This window comes from Tessaracoccus yangjingae (assembly GCF_055326235.1).
In genome coordinates this window covers 14,523-32,659 of sequence record NZ_JBUZNN010000017.1, presented here as the reverse complement: position 1 = coordinate 32,659, position 18,137 = coordinate 14,523, and the positions used below count along the sequence as shown (strand labels likewise).

Genomic DNA, 18,137 nt, shown 5'->3' with positions numbered 1-18,137 from the left:
GCCTCGAAGCTGTGAGTCTGGTGTCACCACCTCATTGGTGGTGTTGTTGGGATCGACGGTCGCGTCGTGACTCTCCTCGAAGCTGGCCCTCCGGGTGCCTTGGTCAGGACATGTCCGGCGTGAGCGTCGACCCCGACCCGAGCAGAAACCAGTGGCCTGATTCAGGAGCTTGACCAACCAGCGTCAGCAGCGCCGGTTGTGTCCCATCACAGTTGTGCCTAGTCCCTGCCCGGATCGGAACCCGATGGTTGACGTCCATGGAAGGGGACGCATGTCCAGTGTGAAGAATCTCCGCGAGCTTGTCGACCTCGTGATCGGGGTCGACACCCACGAGCAGTTCCACGTCGCCGCGGCCGTTGACGCGGTCACCGGCGGGGTGCTCGACACGATCAAGACCCCGGCCGACCCGGCCGGCTATCAGCAGCTCATCGACTGGGCCCACACCCGTCCCGGCCGGCGCGGGTGGGCCATCGAGGGCACCAACAGCCACGGCATCGGCCTGACCCGCGCCCTGGCCGGCGAACTGGTGGTCGAGGTCGACCGACCAGAGCGGATCAAGCGCCGCAACGGCGCAAAGTCCGACTCCATCGACGCGGTCCGGGCAGCCCGGGACGCGTTGGGCCGGGACTCCCTGTCCACCCCGCGGGCGGTCACCGGTGACCGTGCCGCGCTCCAGGTCCTTGTCACCAGCAGACACCTGACGATCACGCAGGCCACCGACACCGAACGCCAACTCCGCTCGATGGTGCTCACCGCCCCCGACGAGCTCCGGTCACGGTTCACCGGCCGCAAGACCGCCCCGATGGTCACCCAGGCCCTGAAACTACGACCCCACACCAATGACGACCCCCTGACCGGGATCCTGATGCCGGTACTGAAGGAACTCGCACAGCGGGCCCGGTCGCTGCGGCTCTACGCCAAGGCCCTGCAACGGCAGATCCTCGACATCGTCAGGAAGTGGCGCCCTGACCTGCTCGACCTCAACGGCGTCGGACCGATCGTCGCGGCGAGCCTGCTGCTGGTGTGGTCCCATCCCGGACGCGTCCACTCCGAGGCCGCATTCGCGATGCTCTCCGGAACCGCCCCCATCCCGGCCACCAGCGGCACACAACAGACCAGACACCGCCTTAACCGCTCCGGCGACCGCCACCTCAACCAGGCCATCCACACCATCATCCTCTGCAGACAACGCAACGACCCAGCCACCAAGGCCTACATCGAACGCCGCACCGCTGAAGGCCGAACCAAGCGAGAGATCCGCCGCTGCCTCAAACGATACGTCGCCCGCCAGACCTTCAGAATCCTCGAAAAAGGGGTTGACAAAACATAGGAGCGTCCTGAGAGACGTGGGCTGACAAGGCGACTCCGCTGCGTCGGGGTGAAGGCTTCGTGGGACTGAGTTGAGCCGGAAACTGCTCTCAAGGGCTCTGGATCGTTCATATCGAGGTCTCCCCGCGTTGAACCCGAGATCCGGCTCAACGGGGCGCCACGAGAGCCGTGTCAGGCTCAAGTGGCCTCAGCGAGAGCCGTGTCAGGCTCAACGACGGCCGGCGGCGGGGCGTGCGACCGGACCCGAGCCGCTGCGGTGCCGCGCGGGTTCTGGTTCGCTGGTGCTCGGGTGCAGTGAAACCGCAACCCCGTCGCGTCTAGAGGGCATGGAGGCAGTGATGGACCATGTGGCTGAGGCCGATGTCGCGGCCAGCGGCTTCGACCGGTATGTCGCCGCCCGCGGCGGTGAGCTCTGGGCGGCCGCCTGGCTGCTCACCGGCGACAGGCAGCATGCCGAGGACCTCGTCCAGACCGCGCTGTCGAAGACCTACGGCCGCTACGGCTCCTTCGACAACGACCACCACTTCGAGGCCTATGTCCGCACGACGATGTACCGCACGTTCGTCTCGTGGTGGCGCAGGCTCCAGTGGCGATCCGAGGTCCCGTCGGACAGCCCGCCGGATCTGCCGTCGGCCACCGCCGAGCCGACCCTCGGCACCGACATCCACCGCGCCCTCGCCGCCCTGCCCCGCCTCCAACGCACCTGCCTGGTGCTGCGCTACTTCGAGGACCGGCCAACCCGTGAGGTGGCCGAGTTGCTGCGCATCCCCGAGGGCACCGTCACCTCCCATGTCAGCCGCGGGCTCGCCGCCCTGCGCATCTCCCCCCACCTCGCTCAGGAGGACAGGCCATGAACGAACAGGACTTCTCCGACGCCCTCCGCGACGGCGTCCCGCCGCGCCCCGACACCCGGGGCTGGGCGGCCAACGCCCGCGGGCGTGCCCGGAACCGCCGCATCGGCGTGGCTGCGGCGGCCGTGGTCGCGGTCGTGGGCATGGCCACGCCGCTGGCCCTGCAGCTGACGGCGCCCCCGTCGGTGGTCCTCGCCACGCCGAGCCCCACCCCCGCCGCGACACCACTGGTCCCCGACCCCTGCCGCGACCCTCTCACCGGCGCCGAACCTCTCGTCGACGACGACCTCCCCGACGGCGCCACCCGCGTGTGGCTGTGCGGGCGCTCGGACACCGGCTCGGAGCTGGAGCTGGTCGGCATGCCGGATCCGTTGGTCGCCCACGCCGAGGACGCCGCCGATGCGTTCAACGCGCTGGAGAAGTCGGTGGGCGTGCTGGACTGCATGCCGAACCCGCTCGACTACACCGTCGTCGTGGAATATCCGGACGGGATCCACCGCGCGCTGCGGATCGCCGGCTGCGGCGACCTCCGCGACGGCACGGGCATGTTCGACGTGTTCCGCGCCGACGGCGCCGGCTACCTCGCGACGCTGCGCGACCTGTGGGCCGAGGAGCGCGCCGAGACCGGGTTCGCGTTCGCCGGCACCGACGTGTGCGACTCCTCCTACTCGTCCGTCCTGCGCCCGCTCGCCCACTCCGACCTGGCGCGGGCGGTGGTGTGTCGCGCCGACGGGTCCGCCGTCGAGCTCGACGCCGCGCTCACGGCAGAGCTCCTTGCCACCCTCCTGACCGCCGACAACCTCGCCGCGACGGACGTCGGCTGGGAGGCCCCGCTCCCGGACCTGGTGCTGCTCACCGCGACCGGTGACCCGATCTCCCTCCACCGCGACGCCGACGCCACCTACTGGTGGGACGACGGGGCCCAGCGGCTTCTCTGGGGCCCGCTCGATCCGGAGCTTGAGGCGCGGATCGTCGAGGCCCAGCGTAGCGACGGCGACCCGGCCCCATCGCCCACCCCGACCCCCGTCGTGCTGCCGGACGAGCGCGGCGAGGGCCTGGTCTCGACGGTGTGCGACGACATCCAGACCGGCGCCCTCGCGGCCGAGGACCTCCCCGACACCGACACCCTGCCCGACGGCGCAGCCCGCGCCTGGCTCTGCGGCGACCGCTGGGAGACGTTCGGCGGGGTGGGCCCCATCGAGCCGCTGACCACGGACCCGGACCGCGTCGTCGACGCCATCAACGCCCTGCCCAGCCCCGACTACGAGGCGTGCACCGAGATGGGCGGCATCACCTACCACGTGGTGCTGGACTACCCCGACGGCACTCGCCGCGTCGTCTCCGCCGAGACCGTCAACTGCGAGTGGGTCGGCGGATGGGGCAACCGGGCGGGCGGGGGCGCCCTGCTGCAGGACCTGCTCCCGCTGTGGGCGGCCCAGCGCGACGCGAACCCCGAGCCGTTCCTCGACGAGGTCCCCCTCTGCAGCGACAACGTCGGGATCGTCGGGCTCAACTCGCTGGGCACCGTCGAGCGCGGCTCGCTCTACCGCGGCTACCTCTGTGGGCTCCCCGCGGATCCCGCCGACGGCGACGAGTGGGTCCAGCGCGAACTCCCGGGCGACCTGGTGCTGGCCGTCTCGCAGGCCACGGCCACGCCGGACGACCAGTGGAACCTGTCGGAGGGCGGGCCGTACCTGGTGATGCTCAACCAGTACGGCGACCCGGTCACCTACCTGATCGACGACGACGTCCGCGTGCGGTTCCCGGACGGGGCCTGGACCCCCGACGGCGAGCTGGCCGCCATGTGGACCGAGAGCCTGGCCGGCCTCCGCGTCGGCACACCCTGAGCCGGCGTGTCGTGCACAGGGGTGCGTGCACGAAACACCGACGGAGTTGGTGGTCATGGGCGCATGCGGCACCGGGTGGCCATCGGGTCGGCGTGTCGTGCACAGGGGGGGGCGGCGGGGGTGGCCGCCAGGGAGCGGGAGGGCGTGCGTCCGCCCACGGCTTAATTGAAAAATCAAGCACTCTCGTGTCATAGTTGAGACGTGAACAATCTTGCCATCATCGTCTCGTCCACCCGTCCCCAGCGCATCGGCGGCACCGTCAGCGCGTGGGTGACCGACGCCCTCGACTCCCACTGGGACGTCACCGTGCTCGACCTGGCGGAGATCAACCTCCCCTTCATCGACGAGGACGCCCCGGCCGGCTCCGGCGTCTACACGAAGCCGCACACGCTGGCCTGGAAGGCCGCGATCGACGCCTCCGACGCGGTCCTCATGGTCACCCCCGAGTACAACGGCTTCTTCCCCGCGCCGCTGAAGAACGCCATCGACTACCTCTACGCCGAGTGGGAGGGCAAGCCGATCGCGCTCGTGGGCTACGGCTTCGGCGGGGGCGGCCGCGCCACGACGGCCCTCACGCAGCTGATGCAGAACCTCAAGGCCGACGTCGTCGGCGCCACCGGGCTCGTCTTCAACACCGACGTCACGATGGAGGGCCGCGTGACGGCCGGCGCCGACAAGCTCGCCGAGCTGTACGCGCTCTCCGACAAGCTGGCCGACGCCGCAGCGTCGGAGGACGCGGCCGCCTGACGGTGCCCCGCGGCCGGCGGTGACGACGACTCAGTCGTTGCCGCTGGCCGGCGGCGGGCCCAGCGCCTCGACGGCGTCGAAGAACCCGTCGGGCACCTCGGCCTCCACCAGGCCCGCCAGAGCGTCGAGGCGCGCCAGCGACGGGATGCCAACCACCGTGGTGTCCACCAGCGGGCTGCGCATCGAGAACTGCAGTGCCGCGGCCGCCAGATCCACGCCCGCCTCGCGGGCGAGCGCGCGGACCCTCCCGACGTGGGCGGCGAAGTCCTCGGTCATGCCCCGGTAGCCGTAGGTGCCGTCCCCGTTGGCCAGCGTCCCGCCGCCGAACGGGGCCGCGTTGAACACCTGCATGCCCAGTGACCGGGCGCGCTCGTACAGCGGCCCGGCCGACCGGTCCACCAGCGTGTAGCGGTTGTGATTGAGCACCACGTCGAACAGCCCCGTCTCCACGTAGGCGAGGGTCTCCGCCAGCGGCCCGTACGCGATCCCGATCGCCCCGATGACCCCCTCGTCGCGCAGTGCGATCAACGCCTCGACGGGGCCGCCTGGTGCCAGGGCCGCGTCGACGGTGAGCGTGAACGGATCGTGGAACTGGTAGAGGGGCAGGTGGTCCAGGCCGAGCCGCTCCAGGGACTCCTCGAGCGATCGGCGCACGCGGTCGGCGTCGAACACCCCGGTGTCCGGGTCCCGGTCCGCCTTGGAGAAGACCGACGTGCCCGACGGCGCCCCGCCCGCCCGGCGGATCGCGTCGCCGAGCAGCGTCTCGCTTCTCCCGTCGGCGTAGTTGTTGCTGGTGTCCACGTGCCCGAGCGGCGACGCGAGCAGCGCGTCGGCCAACGCCTCCGCATCGGGGCGATCGCCGAGGCGCGATGCGCCGAGCGTGACGGGGGTGAGGGGGATGAGCGCCATGGGGGAGACCTCCGGATCGCGATGGACGACGACTCGACCCTAGGGCACCACCGATCCCGCACGTCCTCGCTGCCCCGCGCCGGATCCGGCGAACGCGCTCCCGCAGCTGGATCTGGACCGCCGGAAGCGCTGATCACCCACGGTGTGCGGCGAACCGGACCGGGCGACGTCGAATGGGAGCTGTGTGCGGACGGGCTCACCGGTGCATGGCCCCGGCTGCCGAGGCGGACGTAGGCTTCACCCATGCCGGCCGACGGACGCCTCGACGAGCTCGCGCTCCTGCGCCGGGCCCGCGACCTGATGGACCGCCGCTACGCCGAGCCGCTCGACGTGGCCGCGATCGCCGCCGCGGCGTACATGTCGCCCGCGCACTTCACTCGCCGGTTCAAGGCCACCTACGGCGAGACCCCATACTCCTATCTGATGACGCGACGCATCGAGCGGGCGCAGTGGTTGCTGCGCCGCGGCGGGATGTCGGTCACCGAGGTGTGCATGGCGGTGGGTTGTACGTCGCTGGGGTCGTTCAGCGCGCGCTTCACCGAGCTGGTGGGTCTGCCGCCCACCGCCTATCGCGACGGCGACCACTCGGTGCTGATCGGGGTGCCAAGCTGCGTGGCGCGGCTGGCGACCCGACCGAGCAGGAATGGAGAAGCGCTAGCCCCCCGGCCCGTCTAGCGTTGTGGGCATGGACATCAAGCTCTCCACCAGTTTCATCACCGTCAACGATCCTGACGCCGCACTGGCCTTCTACCGCGACGTCCTCGGACTCGAGGTCCGCATGGACATTCCCCAGGGCGAGTTCCGCTGGGTCACCGTCGGCGCACCCTCCCAGCCGGACGTGGCGATCGTGTTGTCGAACTACGTCGACGGATCCCCCGAGGACGTCGAGTTCATCCGCGCCCTCGTCGCCAAGGGGGCCATGAACGCCGCCCACTTCAGCGCCTCGGACGTGGACGCCGTCTTCGCCAAGGCAAAGGAGGCCGGGGCGGAGATCGTCTCCGAGGTCGCCGACCAGCCGTGGGGCGTGCGGGACTGCGCCTTCCGCGACCCGTCGGGCAACCTCGTGCGCGTCGACCAGGCCTGAGACCGCCCGACCCACCGGCCGCCTACGCGTCGTCGGGGCGGGCGCGGTTGCGCTTGGTCTCGCCGTGCCTGCGCTTGTTCGTCAACCGACGCTCGACGGAACCCCGGGTGGGGCGCGTGCGGCGTCTCGGGGGCGACGGCGGCGCCAGCCCCTCGCGGAGGAGGTCGGCGAGACGCTCCCTGGCCGCCACCCGGTTCTGGCGCTGCGAGCGCGACCCGGACGCCACGACGGTGACCACGGTGCCCGCCAGCCGCGACCTCAACCGGTGCAGCAGCCGCTCGCGCTGGACGTCGTCGAACACCGACGAGGCGGCCACGTCGAAGGACAGCTGCACCCTCGAATCGGACGTGTTCACGCCCTGGCCGCCGGGACCCGACGAGTGCGAGTAGCGCTCGGTCAGCTCGGCGGCCGGGACCACCAGGCCGTCCGGCAGCCCCGGCCCAGGGGCGATCCGCAGCTCGCTCACCAGGCAAGCGTAGGCGCCGAAGCCGCGCCGGGAGGCGCACACCCTCGACGTCGGCCCCTCGTGGATCGCCCCTCCCAGGCGTACCGTGGAGGTATGCGACGCGCAGCAGCCGCGACGGCCGCGGTGGCCCTGCTGCTCGCCGGCTGCTCCGGGGGCCAGGCGCCCACACCGAGCGAGCCGACCAGCTCCACCCCCACCCCCGCCGCCAGCACACCAGCACCTGAGACCTCCGGCACGGCCACGCCCGGGGGATCGCCCTCGGCGTCTCCCTCCGCGACGGCCACCAGCCCCGCGCCCCCCGACTCGACGGCCACCTCGACCGCCCCGGTCCCCGACGGCGTCGAGGCCCTCCATCCCTGGCTGACGGGGCCGTCCGAGCGTGACCCGTCGGGGGCGGTCCCGGACAACTCGCAGGAGATCACCGCCGTCCGGATCGGGCTGCACGAGGGCTACGACCGCGTGGTGCTCGACCTCACCGGCGACGACCCGCACCTGGGCTGGTTCGCGGGGTTCGTCGACGAGGCCGTCGAGGACCCGACGGGGGAGGCGCTGGACGTGGAGGGGGAGGCCTTCCTCCAACTCGGCGTCTACGGCATCGACTGGACCACGCCGTCGGCCGAGCGCTACTCGGGCGCCACCGTCGACGGCGGATCCCTGGAGGTGGTGACGGAGGTGGTCTTCGGCGGCCTCTTCGAGGCGCAGCAGCAGATCCTGATCGGCCTCGACGAGCGCACCGCCTACCGCGTCTTCGCGCTGTCCGATCCGGCCCGGATCGTGATCGACATCCGCCACTCGTGAGCCTTGGGGCGCGGCCCGGAACCCACCAGCGGGCTGGCGGGTGGGAGCCCGGAGGTCAGCCGGCCGCCCGGCGCGCCATCTCCTCGGCGATCCAGCGGGCTGTCTCGCGTGTGCAGGCCCCCGGTTCGCTGAAGCTCACGGAGAAGATGCCGGTGATCTCGGTCACCTGCGGCACGCCGCGCAGCGCGAGGATCGCGTCGGCCTCGGCCGCGTACTCGTCCTGAGGCGCGCCGCCCGCGATGAGCCCCACCGGGTCCGCCTCGGCCAGGATCCTGATCATGTCGTCCCGCGTGATGGCCATGGGGCGATCCTAATGCGGCGCCGGCGCGTCGGGAGTACCGTGGACAGTGGTACGCGATGCACCCATCGTCGGGTCCGCGTTCAGCCCGCACGCTGCCGTGCCGCGCAAGTTCCGACCGACGCCGACACCCAGTGCGACCCGTCTGGCCACGGGCCCGCCCGCACTGGGCGGGGTCCTGTCCGGGAGGTCGGCCATGAACACCCGAAGAGCACTCTCCATCGCCGCGGTCATCGCCTTGTCGGCGGTGTTCGCGGTCTCGCCAGGCACCTCAGGGGCGGCGCCACCGCCCAAGACCGTGACCTACACCGACGTCGCCGTCACGGGGGCCGACGACACGCACGTGACCGGCGTCACCACCGCCGGCCTCGTCGTCGGGTACTACGGAGACGAGCCTGGCGGGAGCCACGGCTTCGCGCTCGAGAATGGCGCCCCGTCGACGATCGATGTCCCAGGGGCATCAAGCACAGTCGTCCGCGCCGTCAACGACTCCGGAGTCATGGTGGGCTCCTATCTGGGCATCGACGGGCTCGAGCACGGCTTCGTGCGAGACGCCGCCGGGGACTTCGTCACCTTCGACGACCCCACCCTGGACGGCACCGAGGCGAGCACCTACGGGACCGTGGCCACCGGGATCAACCCCTCCGGAGTGGTGGTGGGCTACTCGTACACCGTGGGCCCAGACCTGTTCACCTACGACGACGGATCCACTGAGCTCATCACCCGCAACCGGGGCTTCGTCCGGACGGGAGGCGTGTTCACCACGTACGCCGCCCCTGGCGCCGCGACGACGGGAGCCCCAGCCCTAGGGACCAGGCTCTTCGGCATCAACTCCACCGGGAGCATGGTGGGCGCGTACACCTACCTCAAGGTCACCAAGGCGGGGCCTGAGCCCATGAACGCCGGCTTCGTGGTGTCGGGCAAGAAGTTCACCCGGATCGTCGACCCCAGCACCACCGACAACTCCTGTGGTTGGACGGAGCCGCACGCCGTCAACGACGGCGGCTGGATCGTCGGAGAGTCGGGCAACGGATGCGCCGGAACGAGCGGGGCGTGGCTGCTGACCGGCGGCAGGTTCAGGGCGCTCGACTACTCCTCAGGAGATGAGGTCGCCCAGGCCACGGTGGCCAGCAGCATCAACAACTCCGGCGTCATCGGCGGCACCTGGGGCAACGGCGTGGGCATCGCCCACGGCTTCACCGCCACCACCCGCTGACCGCAGGGACCACCCCGTCCCCCGTCGGGACACCGACGGGTCAGGAGGTGACGTCGGCTGAGCGGAAGCGCGCCCACGCAAGGGACGCGAACACCGCGACCCAGACCACCTGCACCAGCAGCCCCGAGCCCAGCACGCCCCAGTCCACCTCGAGGCGGAGGAACTCGGCGAAGTCGAACCAGTGGTGCGTGAGCAGGTACGGGTGGATGGCCGCCAGCTGGGGGAGCGAGTCCAGGACCGTGGAGACCACCGAGACCACCACGGTGGCCGCCATGGCCCCGACGGGCACCTCCGTCAGCGTGGAGACGAACAGCCCCACCGCGACCAGCCCGGTCAGCGACAGCGCGACGTAGCCCGCCACCCCGGCCATCCTGCCCACGCCGTCGGCGAGCCCGACCGTGGTGCCGGACAGCAGGGTGAGTTCGCCGAAGCCGAAGAACGCCCCGCCCGCCAGGAGCGCCGCGACGGCGATCACGGCCACCGCGGCCACCGCGAACGCCAGCGACACCAGTGCCTTCGCCGCCAGCAGGCGGGTCCGCGCCACCGGCAGGGTCAGCAGGTAGCGCAGCGTGCCGGCCTGCGCCTCGCCCGCGATCGCGTCGCCCGCGGTGATCGCGATGGTCAGCGGCAGGAGGAACGGCAGGCACATGAACAGCGCCGCGATCACGAGGAACAGGCCGTTGCCGGTCACCCGTCCGATGAAGCCCGGGCCCTGGCCCTCGAGCCCGGAGCCCTGCGCGATGAACAGCACCACGGAGAGCAGCACCGGCACCAACGCCAGCCCGGCGAGCAGCGCGAGCGTGCGGCGCCGCCCGAAGAGGAGGCGCAGCTCGCTGCGCAGCAGCCTCCCGAAGGAACCCCTAGCGCGCGACATCGAAGCCCTCCCCGGTCAGTTCCACGAACAGCTGCTCCAGGCTCCGACGGCGGACCTCGAGCCCGACGAGGTCCACGCCCGCATGCACCAGTGCCGACGACACCCGCTCCGGCGGGGTCGCGCCCAGCCGGGCCTGCAGCTCCACGCCGTCGACGGCGACCTCGGCCAGCCCGAGGGCCCCGAGCACGTCGCGCGCCGCGGCCACCCCGTCGACGGTGGTGGTCACCACGATCCGCGGGTCGTCGTCGGCGGCCAGCTCGTGCCGCTCCGCCTGGGCGAGGAGCCGGCCCTGCCCCATGATCCCGATGTGCGAGCACACCTGGTCGATCTCCGCCAGGAGGTGGGAGGACACCAGCACCGTGGAGCCCTCCGCCGCGAGCTCGCGGATGAGGTGCCGCACCTCGCGGGTGCCCTGCGGGTCCAGGCCGTTGGTGGGCTCGTCGAGGACGAGGAGCTCGCGGGGGCGGAGCAGGGCGGCGGCCAGGCCGAGGCGCTGCTTCATGCCCAGCGAGTACTGGCGGTACCGCTTGCCGGAGGCCGCGGTCAGGCCCACGCGCTCCAGGGCGGTGTCGATCCGGGCCCGGGAGGTGGCCGGGTCCGCCGTCGCGTCACAGGCGTCGAGGCGGACCAGGTTGGCCCGCCCGCTCAGGTACGGCTGGAACGCGGGACCCTCGACGAGGGCGCCCACCCGCGGCAGCACCTCGCCGCCGCTCTCGGGCATGGGCCGCTCCAGGAGCCAGGCGGCGCCCGCCGTCGGCTGGACAAGGCCCAGCAGCATGCGGATGGTGGTGGTCTTGCCCGACCCGTTGGGGCCGAGGAAGCCGTAGACGGCGCCGCGGGGCACCACCAGGTCGATCCCGTCCACGGCCACCTGGCCGGACCGGAACCGCTTGGTGAGCCCCTCGGTGCGGATCGCGGGGGCGCTCACGCCATCGCGCGCAGGGTCTCGGCGGGGACCGCGCCCACGAGGACCCGCCCGTCGTCGGTCACCAGCACGCTGAGCAGCGTGGAGCTGAGCAGCCTGCCCTCGGGCACCTCCGTGGTGAGCTCCTCGAACAGGGCGCCGGTGTCGAGGTCCATGCCGCCCCCGTGCTCGGGCTTGAACTCCTCCATGAGGTCCTTGGCCTCCTCGGACCCGGTGAAGTCCTCGGGCAGCCCGCCCATGGAGCCCGGGGTGCCGGCCAGCAGCGCGCCCATGTCCACCCCGGTCAGCTCGACGACCGACTCCCAGCCGGTGCCGATGACGGTGGGCATCTGGTGCTCGCCCTCGTGGGCGGGCATCTCGGTGCCCTCAGCCGGGAGCGGGACCACGACGTCGCGCTGGGTGGCGCCGGCGGGGGTGGAGAACTCGAACACCGACTCGGCCGGCGCGCTGAAGTCCACGTCGGTGAAGGACACCTCGACGGCGGGCGCCGTCTCGTCCTGCGTGCTCCAGGTCTGCACCCGCAGCGGGGTCATGGTCTCGCCGTCGACGGCCAGCACCACGTGGTCCACCAGGGTGCCGTCGGTGTCCGGGGTGATCACGAGCTGGTAGGCGTCGCGGCCGGCGACGGAGACCTGCGAGTCGACCCGGACGGTGGAGTGCTCCTCCACCTTCGCCAGCACCTCCGCGGCGGCCTCCTGAGGCGTGGGCAGCTCGGCCTGCTTCGCCAGCGCCTCCTCGCGGGCCTCCTCGCCCATCGCCTCGAGGCGGGCGCGGTCCGCGTCGCTGACGGTGTAGCGGACCACCTCGTCGTCGGAGCTGGAGTAGGTCCACACGTCCGTGCCGTCGGCCACGACGGAGTACTCGCTCATGGTGCCCAGCAGGGAGACGCGGGCCCGCTCGGCGCCGTCGGTCCACAGCCGCAGCGTGGAGCTGCCGCCCAGCAGGGACATCGGGTCGGCCCCGGTGGCCTCGGTGAAGAGGAGGTCGGGCAGGCCGAGGCGCGCGGTGTGCACCACGGTGCCGGACATGGCCTGCGGCTCGGCGTCCATGACCTTGGCGACAAGCTCCTCGGCGGTGAGGTCCGGCAGGTTGCTGCCCTCGCCGGAGGCGAGTAGCGGCTGCGCGAGGAGTCCGACGGCGACGACGCCGGCCACGGCTATCGGGGCGATCCAGGGGGTGCGAAGGGCGGAGCGGCGTTCGGTCATGGGCCCACGCTAGACCGGGGTCGCTGAGAGGACGCTGAGAGCCGCCGCCCCGGCGGGGGACCCGCTGGCAGGATGGGGGCGTGCGGGTACTGGTGGTCGACGACGAGCGGGGGCTCACCCGGGCGCTGCAGCGCGGTCTGGCTGCGGAGGGGTTCGTGGTGGACGTCGCGCACGACGGCGAGACGGGCCTCTCGCTGGCCACGCACGGCGACTACGACGCCGTCGTGCTGGACGTGATGCTGCCCGGGCGCAACGGTTACGCGGTGGTGTCGGCCCTGCGCGAGCGCCAGGTGTGGACGCCGGTGCTCATGCTGAGCGCCAAGGACGGCGAGTACGACGTGGCCGACGCCCTGGACCTGGGCGCAGACGACTACCTCACCAAGCCCTTCTCGTTCGTGGTGCTGGTCGCCCGGCTGCGGGCGCTGGTGCGCAGGCCGGCGGAGGCGCGGCCGCCGCTGCTCGCCGTCGGGGCGGTGGTGCTGGACCCCTCCGCGCGCACCGTGACCCTGGACGGCCACCCCGTCGAGCTCACCGCCCGCGAACTGGCGCTGCTGGAGTACCTCATGCGGCACGCGGACCGGGTGGTGGGGAAGGTGGAGCTGCGCGACCACGTGTGGGACGGCACCGGCGAGGACCTCAACGTGGTGGAGGTCTACGTGGGCTACCTGCGGCGGAAGCTGGGCCGAGACGTCGTGGCCACCGTGCGGGGCGCCGGCTACCGAGTGGTGGGCTGATCGTCGTGCCCGGGGAGCGTCGACGGTGGGGCGGGCTCTCGCTGCGGCTCCGGCTCACCCTGGTGACGGCGGGGCTGCTGGCGGTGGGGCTGTCGCTGGGGGCGGTGGCGTTGTCGTCGGTGGTGTCTGCCAGCCGGGTGGCCGCGCTGGACGAGGCCGCTGCGGCGCGCGGACTGACGGTGTCGCGGCTGGTTGCCGACGACCGGCTCCCCGATCCTCTTCCGGTGGCCGAGGCGGGCGAGATCGCCCAGGTGCTCGACGCCGACGGGCTCGTGGTGGCCAGCTCAGCCAACGCGAGCAGGACGCTGCCGCTCGTGTCGCAGTCGGATCTGGCCGCGCTCGCGGACGGCCCGGCGACCATGCGCACCGCCTACGACGAGCGGGCGCGGGTGGTGGCCCAGGCCGCCGAGTGGCGGGGTGAGCCCGTGACGGTGGTGGTGGCGCTGCCGCTGCGCGACGTGGAGGGGGTGCTGCGCGCGCTGCGGGTGTCGCTGGTGGGGGTGGTGCCCACGCTGACGCTGCTCCTGGCGGGCGTGATCTGGCTCGCGCTCGGCCGAGCGCTCAGGCCCGTGGAGCAGCTGCGGGTGGCCGCCGCCCGGGTGGCGCGCGAGGGCGGTCCGGGGGCGCTGCCCGTGCCGGCCGCCGACGACGAGCTGGGCGCGCTGGCGCGGACACTGAACGAGATGCTGGACCGCCTGGACCGGGCGGCCGCCCGGCAGCGGGGGTTCGTCGAGGACGCGGCGCACGAGCTGCGCTCGCCGATCTCGTCGCTCAGGGCGGTCGTCGAGGTGGCGGAGGCGCACCCCGCCGCCTTCACGAGCGGCGAGCTGGCCGCCGAGCTCGCGCCCCAGGTGCTGCGGATGCAGGCGCTGGTGGACGACCTGCTGCTGCTGGCGCGGGTGGGGGCGACGGGGTCGCGGCGGGAGGCGACGGACCTGACGGGGCTCGTCGACGATGCGGTGGCCGGAGGGCGGACCGGTGTCGCGGTGGAGGTGCGGGGAAGCGGGACGGCGTGGGTCGACGGCCCCGCCGTCGGCCGCGTGGTGCGCAACCTGGTGGAGAACGCGGCGCGGCACGCCCGGGGCCTGGTGCGGGTGAGTGTCGCGGACGGGGAGGTGGTGGTGGAGGACGACGGCGCGGGCATCCCGGCCGCGGACCGGGAGCGCGTCTTCGAGCGGTTCGTGCGGCTCGACGAGGCCCGCGAGCGCGAGGCGGGCGGCAGCGGCCTGGGCCTGGCCATCGCCCGCGAGATCGCCCGCGACCACGGCGGCGACGTCACCCTGGGGGAGTCGGAGCTGGGCGGGCTGCGGGCGACGGTGTCACTGCCGGCCGTCGAGGAGCGGCAGGGCTGACTCGCAAGCTCGGCGTCTGAGCCACCTGCCTCGCACGGTGTGACTGGGCCCGTCCGTGACCGGGCTCCGCGCCGGCAGGTGACCGGCGCGGCTAGGCCTTCTTCCGCGACACCATCTCCGCGATCCAGATCGGCGCGAACGGCGAGACGCAGCCGGGCGCCGTCGGGTAGTCCCGCAGCACGCCCAGGCGCTCGCCGATCGCGACGGCGCGCTCCCGCAGATCCGGGTTCTCGATGCCGATCTGCGCCAGGCAGTAGTTCATCGCCCACTGCAGCCGGTCCGGCGCCTCCGCCATCTCCGCCTCGATCTGGTCCAGCAGCCCGGGCAGGTCGAGGCCCTCGGGGCTCCGCACCACCCGCTCGCTGGTCAGCGCCCAGCCGGCGCTCGCGACGACGGGGTCAGCGTCAGCGAACCAGGCCGGGCGCAGCGCCTCCGCGTGTGGGCTCTTCTTGACCACGTAGTTGATCAGCCAGTCCTGCACCTTCGGGCCGCCCGCGTCACGCAGCATCGCGTCCAGCTCGTCGAGTGAGTACTGCTTCGGCCGGCAGATGAGCAGGGCGAGGAGCCGGGCGGCTGAATCGCCGGTGGACCACAGCTCGACGGCGAGCTCATGGTTGCCCTTTACCCGCTTCGCGACGGCGCGCAGCCTGGTGAGGTTCACGCCGTGGTGGTCGCCGTGCCGCTCGTTGATGGCCCGCATCTTCGGGTCCTCCATGGCCCTCAGCTCGTCCATCAGACCGGCCACTGTCGTGCTGGTGGTTGCCGCCTGGGTCATGGAGTCTCCCGTCGTGGTGTGAGGCCCGATTCTCTCAGGCGTCGAGTGCCTTGGCCTGATCCACCCAGTCCTGGCACTCGGCCAGCGAGAGGCCGATCACCGGGCCGTGGCGCGTCTCGATCATCTCCTTGAGGTGCTCGGGGTTGCGGTGCCGGAGCTCCTTGACCGAGTCCACGCCGATGCTCTTCAACATCTCGGCGTACTTCGGTCCGATGCCCTTGATCCTGGCGAGGTCGTTCTCTACGGATGCCATCACAGCTCCCTTGAAGGTTGTGCCGTCCGTCGTTGGACTCCTCCATCGTATCCGGGCGGCACGCCCCCGATCAGGGAATGACGACGGTCAGCACGGGGGTCGTAACGCCGCCCGAGCGGACCGAGTAGAGGTAGGGGGTCGCGCGCATGAGGCCGCCGTCGGTGAACGTGCGCGTGGTCGACGTCGCGATCTGGATGCCGGACCGCAGGATCTGGTACTCGACGCCGACGGGGCCGTCCCACGCGATGGTCACCGTGCTCGGGGTGGTGCCGGCCAGCCGGAGGTTGCTGGGAGCGCCGCCCGTCGGGGTCGCGGTGGGGGAGGGCGCGGAGGTGGGCGTCGGGGTGGCGCTGGTTCCGGGCTGGGAGCCGAGTGTCGCGGTGAGGACGGGGGTGGTGATCCCTCCGGCGCGCACCGAGTACAGGTAGGGCGTGTCGGGCAGGAGGCCGAGGTCGGTGAAGGTCCGCCCAGTCACGGTGGCGATCCGCACTCCCGAGCGCAGGACGTCGTAGCTGCCGTCAGGTCCGTCCCAGCCGAGGGTGATGCTGTTGCCCGTCGTGCCGGTGACCCGCAGGTTCGAGGGGCCTGAGCCTGGTGGGGTGGAGGGTGTGGGGCTGGGGGAGGTGGTGGGTGCGGGTGACGTGGTGGGCGCCGGGGACGTCGAAGGGGCAGGGGAGGCGGTGGGCGTGGGGCTCGGCTGGCTCTCTCCGCCGGAGTACTTGACCTCGACGTAGTCGACCACCATCGGGACCCCCGGACGCGTGGAGGGGAGCGGGCCGGCCTCGCCGGGGTTGAGCTTGTTGGGGAAGGCGCCACCCATCGCGACGTTGAGGATGATGAAGTACCCGGCGTGCTGGGAGATCTCGTTCCAGATCGTCGGGGTGACGTCCGTCTCGGCCACCGAGAAGGTCTGCGCACCGTCGAGGTACCAGCGCATCTGGTCGACGGCGCCGGAGGTGTCCCACTCGAACCCGTAGGTGTGGAAGGCCTCCTGGCACGTGGTCACCAGGCAGGGGGCCCCGTTGTTGTTGGCGTCGCCGTTGTTGATGCCCTCGGGCTCGTTGCAGGGCGCCTTGCCCCATTCGCCGCAGTGCAGCACGTTGTAGGTCCAGTTCAGGCCCTGCACGTTCTCCATGATGTCGACCTCGCCGATCCTCGGCCAGGACCACCGGTCGGCGCGGTACGGGCTGCCGAGCATCCAGAACGCCGGCCAGTAGCCCCGGGCCTCGAGGCCGGTCACGTTGGGCATCTGCAGCCGGCTCTCGACGTGCATCACGCCGTTGGCCGGCGGCTTGAAGTCGGCGCGAACGGACTCGACCCTGGCCGAGGTCCAGGCCCCGGCCGAGTCGCGCTGCGGCGTGATGTACAGGTTGCCGTTGCGCACGTCGACGTTGCTGGGATCGGCGGTCATGGTCTGGATCTCGCCGGTGCCGAAGTTCTCCGGCCCGCCGGGGTAGGACGTGCCCAGGGTGAGCTGCCAGTGCGCTGGGTTCGGCAGGCCGCTGCCGCTGAAGTCATCGCGGAAGGTGACCTGCCAGGTGGGGGAGGCGACCGCCGGCGGGGTGTACGCGACGACGCCGAGGCTGGTGGCGGCGACCACGAGACTCATGAGGAGGGCGAGCGGCGCGAACGTTGCGGACCGTGGAGACATCGGGGGACCTTTCGCTGTGGGTGAGGCGGAGAGGCCGACAACCATCCTTGTCAGCCCGGCATTCCCGTGACCGGAAGCTAACAGTCGCCGGACTTCGCCACGCCGCACGGCGCGGGATTGCCTACTTTCGTCAGGTCCTCCATCGCAGGTAGCGGTGCCCGAGCACCCGGGCCGGCACTGACACCCCTAGCCGGAGCGTTGTTGCTCGTCGGAGCCGTCCTGTGGTGGAGCACGTGGGGAGAGACAGGTTGATCATGTTCTGCCTGCGGCGCACCAAATCGGCGACCTGGCACGTCCACATCGGGACGGGGATGCCTGCGCCGACGCTAGGTGGCAGATGTGGTGTCGTAGTCGGCACCAGATCCGCCGGCCAGCCCCGCCTCCGGCGGGTTGGTCGCCAGGGCGGCGCACCGGTGAATTACACGGCCGTAACTTGTGCACACCTGTGGACAAGGGTGTGGACATCGCTGACGGTTCAGGCGAGGCCCGCCAGCCGGGCCAGGGCCGCGGCGGCGGCTCCGATCACCACGACGGCGAGGAACGGGGCGCGCAGGACGAGCGCCACCCCGGCCGCGAGCAGCGCGACGACGCGGGCGTCGAGCGCGACGGCCGTGCCGGTGATGAAGGCGTTGGTGGCCACCAGGGAGGCGAGCAGGCCGACGGTGACGCCATGGGACAGCCTGGTCACCCAGGGGCTCTCCATCCAGCGCTCCGGCAGCAGGTAGCCGACCAGCTTCGTCGCGTAGGCGATGGCGCAGGCGGCGAGGATCCACAGCCACATCGTCATGATCGGGGATCCTTCCCGGCAGGGATGGGCTCAACG

20 protein-coding genes are annotated in these 18,137 nt (G+C 72.0%); 10 read left to right on the top strand and 10 right to left on the bottom strand.

Annotation, left to right across the window (positions count from 1 at the left end; genetic code table 11):
- Nucleotides 1–271 precede the first annotated feature (271 nt).
- From ACZK5D_RS16045 to ACZK5D_RS16030, 4 genes are all read left to right on the top strand, one after another.
- Nucleotides 272–1,330, top strand: a complete 1,059-nt coding sequence (locus tag ACZK5D_RS16045) for an IS110 family RNA-guided transposase (RefSeq protein WP_458994410.1) — start codon at nucleotides 272–274, stop codon at nucleotides 1,328–1,330.
- A gap of 337 nt (nucleotides 1,331–1,667) precedes the next feature.
- The gene (locus ACZK5D_RS16040) at nucleotides 1,668–2,183 is read left to right on the top strand and encodes a SigE family RNA polymerase sigma factor (protein ID WP_458995868.1); all 516 of its coding nucleotides are present in this window, start codon (nucleotides 1,668–1,670) and stop codon (nucleotides 2,181–2,183) included.
- Entirely contained in the window at nucleotides 2,180–4,027 is a 1,848-nt protein-coding gene (locus tag ACZK5D_RS16035) for a hypothetical protein (protein ID WP_458995869.1), read from the top strand. Before ACZK5D_RS16040 ends, ACZK5D_RS16035 begins: the two co-directional genes overlap by 4 nt.
- A gap of 201 nt (nucleotides 4,028–4,228) precedes the next feature.
- Nucleotides 4,229–4,774 (top strand): NADPH-dependent FMN reductase, encoded by a 546-nt coding sequence (locus ACZK5D_RS16030; protein WP_463666026.1) that lies wholly within the window; start codon nucleotides 4,229–4,231, stop codon nucleotides 4,772–4,774.
- Between the two features lie 30 nt (nucleotides 4,775–4,804).
- On the opposite strand, the gene ACZK5D_RS16025 is transcribed toward ACZK5D_RS16030, so the two are convergent.
- Nucleotides 4,805–5,683, bottom strand: a complete 879-nt coding sequence (locus ACZK5D_RS16025; RefSeq protein WP_463666025.1) for an aldo/keto reductase — start codon at nucleotides 5,681–5,683, stop codon at nucleotides 4,805–4,807.
- A 243-nt stretch (nucleotides 5,684–5,926) separates the two neighbouring features.
- On the opposite strand from ACZK5D_RS16025, the gene ACZK5D_RS16020 reads away from it, so the two are divergent.
- Both ACZK5D_RS16020 and ACZK5D_RS16015 read left to right on the top strand, forming a co-directional pair.
- A complete protein-coding gene (locus ACZK5D_RS16020) occupies nucleotides 5,927–6,358 on the top strand; it encodes a helix-turn-helix transcriptional regulator (RefSeq protein WP_463666024.1) in 432 nt (143 codons plus the stop codon).
- Nucleotides 6,359–6,368: 10 nt separating this feature from the next.
- Nucleotides 6,369–6,767 (top strand): VOC family protein, encoded by a 399-nt coding sequence (locus ACZK5D_RS16015; RefSeq protein ID WP_463666023.1) that lies wholly within the window; start codon nucleotides 6,369–6,371, stop codon nucleotides 6,765–6,767.
- Nucleotides 6,768–6,789: 22 nt separating this feature from the next.
- Here ACZK5D_RS16015 and arfB read toward each other — a convergent pair whose 3' ends face one another.
- Nucleotides 6,790–7,233, bottom strand: coding sequence for an alternative ribosome rescue aminoacyl-tRNA hydrolase ArfB (gene arfB / locus ACZK5D_RS16010; protein ID WP_463666022.1), 444 nt, complete (start codon nucleotides 7,231–7,233; stop codon nucleotides 6,790–6,792).
- A 93-nt stretch (nucleotides 7,234–7,326) separates the two neighbouring features.
- Between arfB and ACZK5D_RS16005 the strand changes: the two genes are divergently transcribed.
- Nucleotides 7,327–8,031 carry an AMIN-like domain-containing (lipo)protein gene (locus ACZK5D_RS16005; RefSeq protein WP_463666021.1) on the top strand — a complete coding sequence of 235 codons (705 nt, stop codon included), beginning with the start codon at nucleotides 7,327–7,329 and terminating at the stop codon, nucleotides 8,029–8,031.
- A gap of 55 nt (nucleotides 8,032–8,086) precedes the next feature.
- Here the strand turns inward: ACZK5D_RS16005 and ACZK5D_RS16000 are convergent, their stop codons facing one another.
- Nucleotides 8,087–8,332, bottom strand: a complete 246-nt coding sequence (locus ACZK5D_RS16000; RefSeq protein WP_458995877.1) for a hypothetical protein — start codon at nucleotides 8,330–8,332, stop codon at nucleotides 8,087–8,089.
- 193 nt (nucleotides 8,333–8,525) lie between these two features.
- Between ACZK5D_RS16000 and ACZK5D_RS15995 the strand changes: the two genes are divergently transcribed.
- Nucleotides 8,526–9,545: a hypothetical protein gene (locus tag ACZK5D_RS15995; RefSeq protein ID WP_463666020.1), complete on the top strand. Its 1,020-nt coding sequence runs from the start codon at nucleotides 8,526–8,528 to the stop codon at nucleotides 9,543–9,545.
- Between the two features lie 40 nt (nucleotides 9,546–9,585).
- Here the strand turns inward: ACZK5D_RS15995 and ACZK5D_RS15990 are convergent, their stop codons facing one another.
- The 3 genes from ACZK5D_RS15990 to ACZK5D_RS15980 are packed head-to-tail and all read right to left on the bottom strand — an operon-like array spanning nucleotide 9,586 to nucleotide 12,549.
- A complete protein-coding gene (locus tag ACZK5D_RS15990; protein WP_463666019.1) occupies nucleotides 9,586–10,419 on the bottom strand; it encodes an ABC transporter permease in 834 nt (277 codons plus the stop codon).
- Nucleotides 10,406–11,347: an ABC transporter ATP-binding protein gene (locus ACZK5D_RS15985; RefSeq protein WP_463666018.1), complete on the bottom strand. Its 942-nt coding sequence runs from the start codon at nucleotides 11,345–11,347 to the stop codon at nucleotides 10,406–10,408. The genes ACZK5D_RS15990 and ACZK5D_RS15985 overlap by 14 nt, the downstream gene beginning before the upstream one ends.
- Nucleotides 11,344–12,549 carry a LolA family protein gene (locus ACZK5D_RS15980; protein WP_463666017.1) on the bottom strand — a complete coding sequence of 402 codons (1,206 nt, stop codon included), beginning with the start codon at nucleotides 12,547–12,549 and terminating at the stop codon, nucleotides 11,344–11,346. Before ACZK5D_RS15980 ends, ACZK5D_RS15985 begins: the two co-directional genes overlap by 4 nt.
- Before the next feature lie 80 nt (nucleotides 12,550–12,629).
- Here ACZK5D_RS15980 and ACZK5D_RS15975 point away from each other — a divergent pair, with 80 nt between their 5' ends.
- Together ACZK5D_RS15975 and ACZK5D_RS15970 are read left to right on the top strand one after the other, a co-directional pair.
- Nucleotides 12,630–13,283 (top strand): response regulator transcription factor, encoded by a 654-nt coding sequence (locus ACZK5D_RS15975; protein ID WP_463666016.1) that lies wholly within the window; start codon nucleotides 12,630–12,632, stop codon nucleotides 13,281–13,283.
- A 5-nt stretch (nucleotides 13,284–13,288) separates the two neighbouring features.
- Nucleotides 13,289–14,635: an ATP-binding protein gene (locus tag ACZK5D_RS15970; protein ID WP_463666015.1), complete on the top strand. Its 1,347-nt coding sequence runs from the start codon at nucleotides 13,289–13,291 to the stop codon at nucleotides 14,633–14,635.
- 91 nt (nucleotides 14,636–14,726) lie between these two features.
- Here ACZK5D_RS15970 and ACZK5D_RS15965 read toward each other — a convergent pair whose 3' ends face one another.
- The 4 genes from ACZK5D_RS15965 to ACZK5D_RS15950 form a co-directional block, all read right to left on the bottom strand.
- The gene (locus tag ACZK5D_RS15965) at nucleotides 14,727–15,410 is read right to left on the bottom strand and encodes a DNA alkylation repair protein (protein ID WP_463666014.1); all 684 of its coding nucleotides are present in this window, start codon (nucleotides 15,408–15,410) and stop codon (nucleotides 14,727–14,729) included.
- A 34-nt stretch (nucleotides 15,411–15,444) separates the two neighbouring features.
- Nucleotides 15,445–15,663 (bottom strand): DUF4332 domain-containing protein, encoded by a 219-nt coding sequence (locus tag ACZK5D_RS15960; protein ID WP_458995885.1) that lies wholly within the window; start codon nucleotides 15,661–15,663, stop codon nucleotides 15,445–15,447.
- 70 nt (nucleotides 15,664–15,733) lie between these two features.
- The gene (locus tag ACZK5D_RS15955; RefSeq protein ID WP_463666013.1) at nucleotides 15,734–17,314 is read right to left on the bottom strand and encodes a LamG domain-containing protein; all 1,581 of its coding nucleotides are present in this window, start codon (nucleotides 17,312–17,314) and stop codon (nucleotides 15,734–15,736) included.
- 475 nt (nucleotides 17,315–17,789) lie between these two features.
- Nucleotides 17,790–18,101, bottom strand: a complete 312-nt coding sequence (locus ACZK5D_RS15950; RefSeq protein ID WP_463666012.1) for an AzlD domain-containing protein — start codon at nucleotides 18,099–18,101, stop codon at nucleotides 17,790–17,792.
- Nucleotides 18,102–18,137 lie beyond the last annotated feature (36 nt).